This window comes from Silvanigrella sp., from assembly GCF_044369315.1.
Taxonomy (GTDB): Bacteria; Bdellovibrionota_B; Oligoflexia; order Silvanigrellales; family Silvanigrellaceae; genus Silvanigrella.
In genome coordinates, this window is sequence record NZ_JBIPMD010000168.1 from 1 (window position 1) to 7,621 (window position 7,621).

At 34.4% G+C, this 7,621-nt stretch carries 7 protein-coding genes; 5 read left to right on the top strand and 2 right to left on the bottom strand.

The window, feature by feature from the left end:
- The first annotated feature begins 587 nt into the window (after positions 1-587).
- Both ACIQ56_RS12395 and ACIQ56_RS12400 read left to right on the top strand, forming a co-directional pair.
- Positions 588-1,142 carry a hypothetical protein gene (locus tag ACIQ56_RS12395; RefSeq protein ID WP_397601373.1) on the top strand — a complete coding sequence of 185 codons (555 nt, stop codon included), beginning with the start codon at positions 588-590 and terminating at the stop codon, positions 1,140-1,142.
- 134 nt (positions 1,143-1,276) lie between these two features.
- Positions 1,277-1,759, top strand: coding sequence for a methylated-DNA--[protein]-cysteine S-methyltransferase (locus ACIQ56_RS12400; RefSeq protein ID WP_397601374.1), 483 nt, complete (start codon positions 1,277-1,279; stop codon positions 1,757-1,759).
- 93 nt (positions 1,760-1,852) lie between these two features.
- On the opposite strand, the gene recA is transcribed toward ACIQ56_RS12400, so the two are convergent.
- The gene (recA, locus tag ACIQ56_RS12405; RefSeq protein WP_397601375.1) at positions 1,853-3,016 is read right to left on the bottom strand and encodes a recombinase RecA; all 1,164 of its coding nucleotides are present in this window, start codon (positions 3,014-3,016) and stop codon (positions 1,853-1,855) included.
- Between the two features lie 221 nt (positions 3,017-3,237).
- On the opposite strand from recA, the gene ACIQ56_RS12410 reads away from it, so the two are divergent.
- From ACIQ56_RS12410 to ACIQ56_RS12420, 3 genes are all read left to right on the top strand, one after another.
- Entirely contained in the window at positions 3,238-4,443 is a 1,206-nt protein-coding gene (locus tag ACIQ56_RS12410) for a D-alanine--D-alanine ligase family protein (RefSeq protein ID WP_397601376.1), read from the top strand.
- A gap of 130 nt (positions 4,444-4,573) precedes the next feature.
- Positions 4,574-6,676 carry an elongation factor G gene (gene fusA, locus ACIQ56_RS12415; protein ID WP_397601377.1) on the top strand — a complete coding sequence of 701 codons (2,103 nt, stop codon included), beginning with the start codon at positions 4,574-4,576 and terminating at the stop codon, positions 6,674-6,676.
- Positions 6,677-6,797: 121 nt separating this feature from the next.
- Positions 6,798-7,253, top strand: coding sequence for a hypothetical protein (locus ACIQ56_RS12420; RefSeq protein WP_397601378.1), 456 nt, complete (start codon positions 6,798-6,800; stop codon positions 7,251-7,253).
- Here ACIQ56_RS12420 and ACIQ56_RS12425 read toward each other — a convergent pair.
- Positions 7,236-7,621: hypothetical protein (locus ACIQ56_RS12425; RefSeq protein WP_397601379.1), on the bottom strand; the 386-nt coding region annotated here is incomplete at its 5' end. The two genes, ACIQ56_RS12420 and ACIQ56_RS12425, sit on opposite strands and share 18 nt — an antisense overlap.

Sequence of the window (7,621 nt, forward strand, 5' to 3'; positions counted from 1 at the left end):
AAATTAACAAAAATATATAATATTTAATCATGTGGATCTCCTTTGTAATTATATAATAGTATATAATTTTTATATTATTGTATTTTTATTAAATCAATTAAAATATGCATTATTCAAAATAAATTTAAAATTACTAGTAATATTAGCTCATAATATTCTTTAAATCTGTTTACTTAATGTTAATTATCAATTATTTTTATTTTTTAATTGTGTTAAAACATAAAAATTTTTTTATTCTTAAAAAATAGACAAAGAGCATACTATAATATTAGTCTTAAGTTACTATAATCTTTTAATAATTATTAATTTTTAACGATAATTTAAAGTAAACAATGAATTTATCCTTAAAAACAATGAAAAATATTACCATATTTATTTGATTAATAGGAAATTTTTTCATATTTCAATTTGTCAAAAACTCTATATTTTAATATTTAAATAGTCCTGTAAAATTAATTTAGTAAGATAATTTATGGAGGTTTTTTATTAATTTACATAAAATATTTGTATATATTAATATACTATTTAGCGCTAATATATGTTTTTCCCAAGAATATTCAGGTTCTGGTGGCGGTAACATAGATTTATTGGTTAGTGGTGGCTATACTGCAATTCAAATACAAAGTAATACCTATACAGGCTATGAGGCTGGAATAAAGTTACTTTTTCCATTTATGACTTCAAAAGAATTTTATATTGGGATTGGTGCTAAATACGATTATGCAACATATGATCCTCCTTCAACCCAGTCTCAGGTAACATTTAATCATCAATATGATTCTTTTTTGGCTGGACTTGATTTTGGTTATAAGTTTTCAACTTCATTGTTAGATATTTTAATTAACCCTTATGCCTATTACTCATTCTATGATACTTGGCTTCAAACAACGAATACTGCAACTTACCAACAAACATATTCACCTTACATTATCCATAATTTAAATTATGGCATTGGTCTTTGTCTTCTTTTTAAAATTATGTTTGGTTCTAACACAGGATTATATCTTGGCCCTAGTGCTTATTATTCAAATGCTTATTTGGTGTATCAAAATGCAACTGATAGTAAAGGTAACAAATATGCGGGTGGTGAAGGAGCTTACTCTTTATATACAATGAATTTTACAGTGGGAATGTTTTTTTAATTTTATTTAATTCACTTTCTTTTTTTTAAACAAATCTATTATTTTTTAATTGATACAAAATTTAATATTTGCAAATAAAATAGGATTCCTGTATTTATTTTTGTTGTATCTTCAGAAAGAAGGAGATTAAAGACATGGTTATATTGCAAACAAAAATAAACTCTCTTATTGGAGATCTTTATCTTGTTGCTTCAGAAAAAGGATTAAAAGGTGTTTATTGGAAAAAACAACCTTATCTATTTTATGAACACAAAAATGAAAAAATAAATGATATTTTATGTCAAACAGAAAAACAGCTATCGGAATACTTTTCGGGGCAGCGCCAAGAATTTAATTTGGATCTCGATATGGTAGGTACCCCTTTTCAAAAAAAAGTATGGAACCAATTGCTTAAAATTCCTTACGGATCTACTTTTTCATATCTTGAAATTTCAAAACAAATTGACAATGAAAAAGCGTTTCGAGCAGTAGGTAATGCAAACGGAAAAAATCCATTTAGTATTATTATTCCTTGCCATCGTGTAATTGCTTCCGATGGATCTTTAGGAGGTTATGCTGGTGGTGTTGATAGAAAGATAAAATTACTAAATTTTGAAAAAAATAGAGTTCATTTATAAAAATCGTTTATTTCATTTTTTTATTTCAAAAGGAAACAATTTTTTTTGTTACCTTTTGAATTTTTTTATGAGTTTGTAGAATAAAAATATATTTTACTCTGCTGTTGCTGTCGCTCCGGCACCACGGCGCCCAGGTTTTGCTGGTGTGGATTGTGAAGAAGGAAGAACTTGCGATGCTCCTGGAAGAGATTTTACACCAGATTCTTCTGAAGAGTTTTCACTGTCAGAGGCTGCTGCTGTTTTAATTAAATTAGCACGTGCTCTAACGGCAGTCTCTATTTTTGCTAATGTTTCTGGGTGTTCTCGCAAATATTCTTTTGCATTTTCTCTTCCTTGTCCAAGACGTTCTCCATTGTAAGTAAACCAAGTTCCACTTTTTTGAATGATTTCGGCATCAGGTGAAGATGCAAGATCGAGAAGATCTCCTTCTCTACTAATTCCTTGTCCAAACATAATGTCAAATTCAACTTCTTTAAATGGTGCTGCCACTTTATTTTTTACAACTTTTACTTTTGTGCGATGCCCTGTGGTGTCATTTCCATTTTTAATGGCAGCTGCCCTGCGGACTTCTAGGCGCACAGAGGAATAAAACTTAAGAGCTTGGCCGCCGGTTGTTGTTTCGGGGTTGCCAAATACAACTCCAATTTTCATACGAACTTGGTTGATAAAAATAACACAGCAGTTTGTTTTAGAAATGCTTCCGGTAAGTTTACGAAGAGCTTGGCTCATGAGGCGAGCTTGAAGCCCCATGTGGCTATCACCCATTTCGCCTTCAATTTCGGCTCTTGGAGTAAGAGCGGCAACCGAGTCGACAACAATGAGATCAACAGCGCCACTACGGACTAGCATATCAACAATTTCAAGAGCTTGTTCTCCATTGTCAGGCTGGGAAACAAGAAGATCGGAAGTATTTACACCAATTTTACGCGCATAACCAACATCAAGAGCATGTTCAGCATCAATAAAAGCAGCGATACCTCCCTTTTTTTGGCATTCTGCAATGGCATGTAAAGTGAGTGTTGTTTTACCACTGGACTCCGTTCCATAAATTTCAACAATACGCCCTTTTGGAATGCCCCCTACGCCAAGAGCAACGTCAAGGCTAATAGATCCAGTAGAGATGACCTGTATTTCTTGCGCAATTTTTGATTCATCAGAAAGGCGCATGATTGTGCCTTTCCCAAATTGTTTTTCTACAGATTGGAACAAGGTTTCGAGAGCCTTAAATTTATTCGCATTCGATTCAACAGCCGACATGGTCTTCTCCTTTTATTGCAAAGATAAATTGCACATGCTTAGATATAGATAGGTATTTGATAACGTGCAACCAGGTACATGTGTAGTATGCTTCCTTTGAGAAGGATACCATACATTTGTATTATCTATTTTTTCATAACCCTTGTTCAGTTTCAATTCAAGTGGGGTAAGTGTATTTTCCAATTTGGGTGTATGATTTTTGTAAAAGAGGGAGAGAAAAAATGGAACACAATGAAAATAAGGAAAAAGTAGTAGCTGTATTGTTTGGCGGAAGATCCAGTGAACATGAAATTTCATTAAGATCTGCTCTTTTTATTTTAAAAAATATTCCTGAAAAATATAAAATGATTCCTGTTGGAATCAATCGAAATGGTATGTTTTTTAGTTTGTCTGGTACATTTAAAGCAAGTGATTTTCTCAATGTTACAGTTGAAGATCTTGCTATTATTGTCAAAGGAAGTGTTCCTGTTTCATTAGCAGGAAGAAAAAATCTAAAAACACTTTTGTTACCTTACATAAAAGATGAAATTCAAAAACAATCCTTGCAATTTTCTTATTCTGATTCTGGTCAAACAGATCAATTTCGTATTTTAAATTTAGATGCTTCTTGTTTTTTCCCTGTTTTACATGGGCAAAATGGAGAAGATGGTCGATTGCAAGGTCTTTTTGAATTGGCTGAAATAGCATATGTGGGCTGTGATATGCGCTCCAGTGTTGTTGGAATTGATAAAGATATCCAAAAACGACTTGCAAGAGATGCGGGTGTTCCTGTTGCAAAGTATGAGCTGATTGAGGCAGAAGGTTTTGAAAAAGAGAAAGAAAAAACAATATCATGCATAGAAAAATCCATTGGATTTCCTTGTTTTGTAAAACCGAACTCTCTGGGTTCTGCCGTTGGCACAGGAAGGGCGAAAGATCGTTTGGAATTAGAAAAACTTGTAAAAGAAGCTCTCGCTTTTGATCAAAAAGCTTTGGTTGAGGAGCCTATGGTAGGAACCGAAGTGGAATGTGCTTTTCTTGGTAGCGCCTATTCTCCTAAAGTGACAAAAGCAGGTGAAATTGCTCCAAAAGATTTTTATTCTTATGAAGAAAAATATGCCAATACTTCAGAAGCGGAACTTTTTATTCCCGCCCGACTGTCTGACGAAAGAATGATTGAATTGCAAGAATATGCAAAAAAAATTGCCAATATAACAGGCATTTCTGGTTTGTGCCGGATTGATTTTTGGAATTGCAAAAAAACCAATCGCTTTATATTTAATGAAATTAATACATTACCAGGACTCACTTCCATCAGTATGTTTCCCAAATTGTGGGAGCATGAAGGTGTTTTAGGAAAGGAATGGATTGAAGAAGTGATTGAAGAAGCTTATCTTCGAAAGAAACGTGTTGATAAAAGCCAATATGGTATAAAAGCAACAATCTAGTATCTTCCTAATAGAAAAGCCTAAAAATGGCTATTGAAATTCAATGAAAAATCAGATAACACAGGGCGTGTTTCCCGTCCGCTGGTTTGGACTGAAGTTTTAACCATTTTTATGTTGAGTTGGATTAATCATGACAATCAAAGACCTCTCCCGTGTAAGAAATATTGGTATTTCTGCCCATATCGACTCAGGAAAGACCACTCTTTCCGAACGTATCCTTTTCTATACTGGAAAAATCCACAAGATTGAAGAAGTAAAAGGAAAATCTGGTGTTGGCGCAACAATGGACAGTATGGATCTTGAGCGTGAAAAAGGAATAACAATTCAGTCCGCTGCTACATTCTGCCAGTGGAAAGACCTATGGGTTAACCTCATTGACACTCCTGGTCACGTTGACTTTACAGTTGAAGTGGAGCGTTCCCTTCGCGTTCTTGATGGCGCTATCCTTGTTCTTTGTTCTGTGGCTGGAGTTCAGTCTCAGTCCATTACGGTTGACCGCCAAATGCGCCGTTACCGTGTTCCTCGTATTGCGTTTGTAAACAAAATGGACCGCGCTGGCGCGAATCCATACCGCGTATGTCAACAACTTCGCGAAAAATTAAATCATAATGCGTGGATGGCTCAAATGGCTATCGGTGCAGAAGATCGTTTCCAAGGTGTTGTCGATCTTCTTACTATGAAAGCATTTTATTTTGATGGTTCGAATGGTGAAAACGTTCGTGAAGAAGAAATTCCAGTAGACATGATCGAAGAAGCAAAAACGCGTCGTTCCGATCTTATTGGAGCGCTTGCTGACTTTGATGATGCTCTTGCTGAAAAATTCTTAGGTGACGAATACGTATCCGCTGAAGAAGCTGCAAAAGTAATGCGTAAAGCAGTTATTAGCTTACAATTTACTCCTGTATTCTGCGGTTCCGCATTTAAGAATAAAGGTGTTCAACTTCTTTTAGACGCAGTAGGTTCTTATCTACCAGCTCCAAATGAAGTTTCAAACGAAGGTCTTGATCAATCAAATAACGAAGCACCTTATCCACTTAAGGCAGTGCCTGATCTTCCTCTCGTTATGCTTGCGTTCAAGCTAGATGAAACACGTTATGGGCAGCTTACTTTCATGCGTATCTACCAAGGTACTGTGAAAAAAGGTGAGATGGTTATTAATATGGTTTCTGAAAAACGTATTAAAATACCGCGTATTGTACGCTTACACTCTGACGAAATGGAAGATATTGAAGAAGCTTCTGCTGGCGACATTGTTGCTTTATTTGGCGTTGATTGTGCATCTGGAGATACCTTCACAGATGGTAAAATTAACGTAACTATGGCTTCTATGTATGTTCCAAATGCGGTAATTTCTTTGGCTGTTGCTCCTAAAGACAAAGCAGCACAAACAAATTTCTCAAAAGCATTAAATAAATTTACAAAAGAAGACCCTACTTTCCGCGTTTCCCGTGATGAAGAATCTGGCGAAACCATTATTGCCGGAATGGGTGAACTTCATCTTGAAATTTATGTTGAACGTATGAAACGTGAATTTGCTTGTGAAACCATTGTTGGTAAACCACAAGTTAACTTCCGTGAAGCACTTACACAACGCGCTGAAATTAACTACACACACAAAAAGCAATCTGGTGGTTCTGGTCAGTTTGCTCGTATCGTTGGTTATATGGAGCCATTGGTTGATGCTGGTGATAAAATCTATGAATTCTCTGACGACACTGTTGGTGGTTCTATTCCAAGACAATTTATCCCTGCGTGCGAAAAAGGTTTCGTAGAGCAAATGAAAACAGGTCTTCTTATTGGAGCTCAAGTTGTTGGCGTGAAACTTATCGTAAATGATGGTTTACACCACCCAGTCGACTCAAATGAAATGGCATTTAAAACATGTGCGATGACAGGTTTCCGTGAATCTTACATGAATGCAAAACCTGTTATTCTTGAGCCAATCATGAAAGTGGGAATTGAAGGACCTGAAGAGTTCCAAGGAACAATGATGGGTCTTATCAACCAACGTCGTGGCGTTATTATGGGTACAGCTGGAAACGGCGGCTACTGTCAAATTGAAGCTGAAGTTCCATTAACAGAAATGTTTGGTTTCTCAACAGATCTTCGTTCTGGTACACAAGGTAAAGGTGAGTTCTCTATGGAATTTGCTAAATACGCTTCTGTTCCACGTAACGTTCAAGACGACATGATCGCAAAATATAAAGCAAAAAGAGCTGCTGAAAACAAATAGTTTTCACTTTATATCCTCCCTTTGTTTGAAAAACCGCATGAATGTATCATAATCATCATGTGGTTTTTTTTATGTTATTTTATTAATTTTGAAATAAAATTATAAAAATATAGGGGAGTGTATGAAAGTATCGAGTGAAATTTCCAGCGGGCTTTCTTCATTAGTACAAGTACATGGTACAATTTTACAACAACTTAGAATTCATAAAAATATATGTAAGTTGTGGGGGTATGAAAAATTAGCGGCCGTTATTTCGACTCAAAATGATTCTGTTTGTTGCCATTTAGATAAATTGATTACAATGATGCTAAAAGAAGAATATATGTTTGATCTTCAAAATTTGAATAAATTAAATATTGGGCAAACCGTAGAAGAAATTTTGGTTAGTGATCGAATTATGGCGGAATCATGCGGCGAATTAGCAGTAAAGCTTACATTTATTTCTCATCAAATTGAAATTCGTAAAACTCTCGAAGAAATATCTTTAATACAAAGATCATATGCAAGTTTGATGGCCCAACAACTTGAACTTGTGAGACAAATGGGAACTCAGTTTTATTTAGCGACCCGCTGTTAACTTTGGCAAGAATTTTGTTTTTTTAATTTTCCATTTTTTTACAGGTTTCTTTAAAGAGGTTTCAAACGTTATATTTAATTCTTTTAACGTTTCTTGTAATTGTTTTATTTCAGAATTTAATTGAAAAATAGAGAGCTGAATTTGATTCGTTACTTCTTTATTGCTAAGAAACATTTTTTGAAACAAATGCTCTTTCTTTAAATTATATTGATTTAAAGATTGTATGAGATTTTCATTTTGTATTGATTTTTCTTTTATGAAATCAATATTTTTTTGAGTTTCAATTTTTTCTTCTTTACTTTGTTCACTTAAATAAATTGATTTTGCAGAAGATACGATTTTCGAATTTACTTGTTTTTTTATATTTC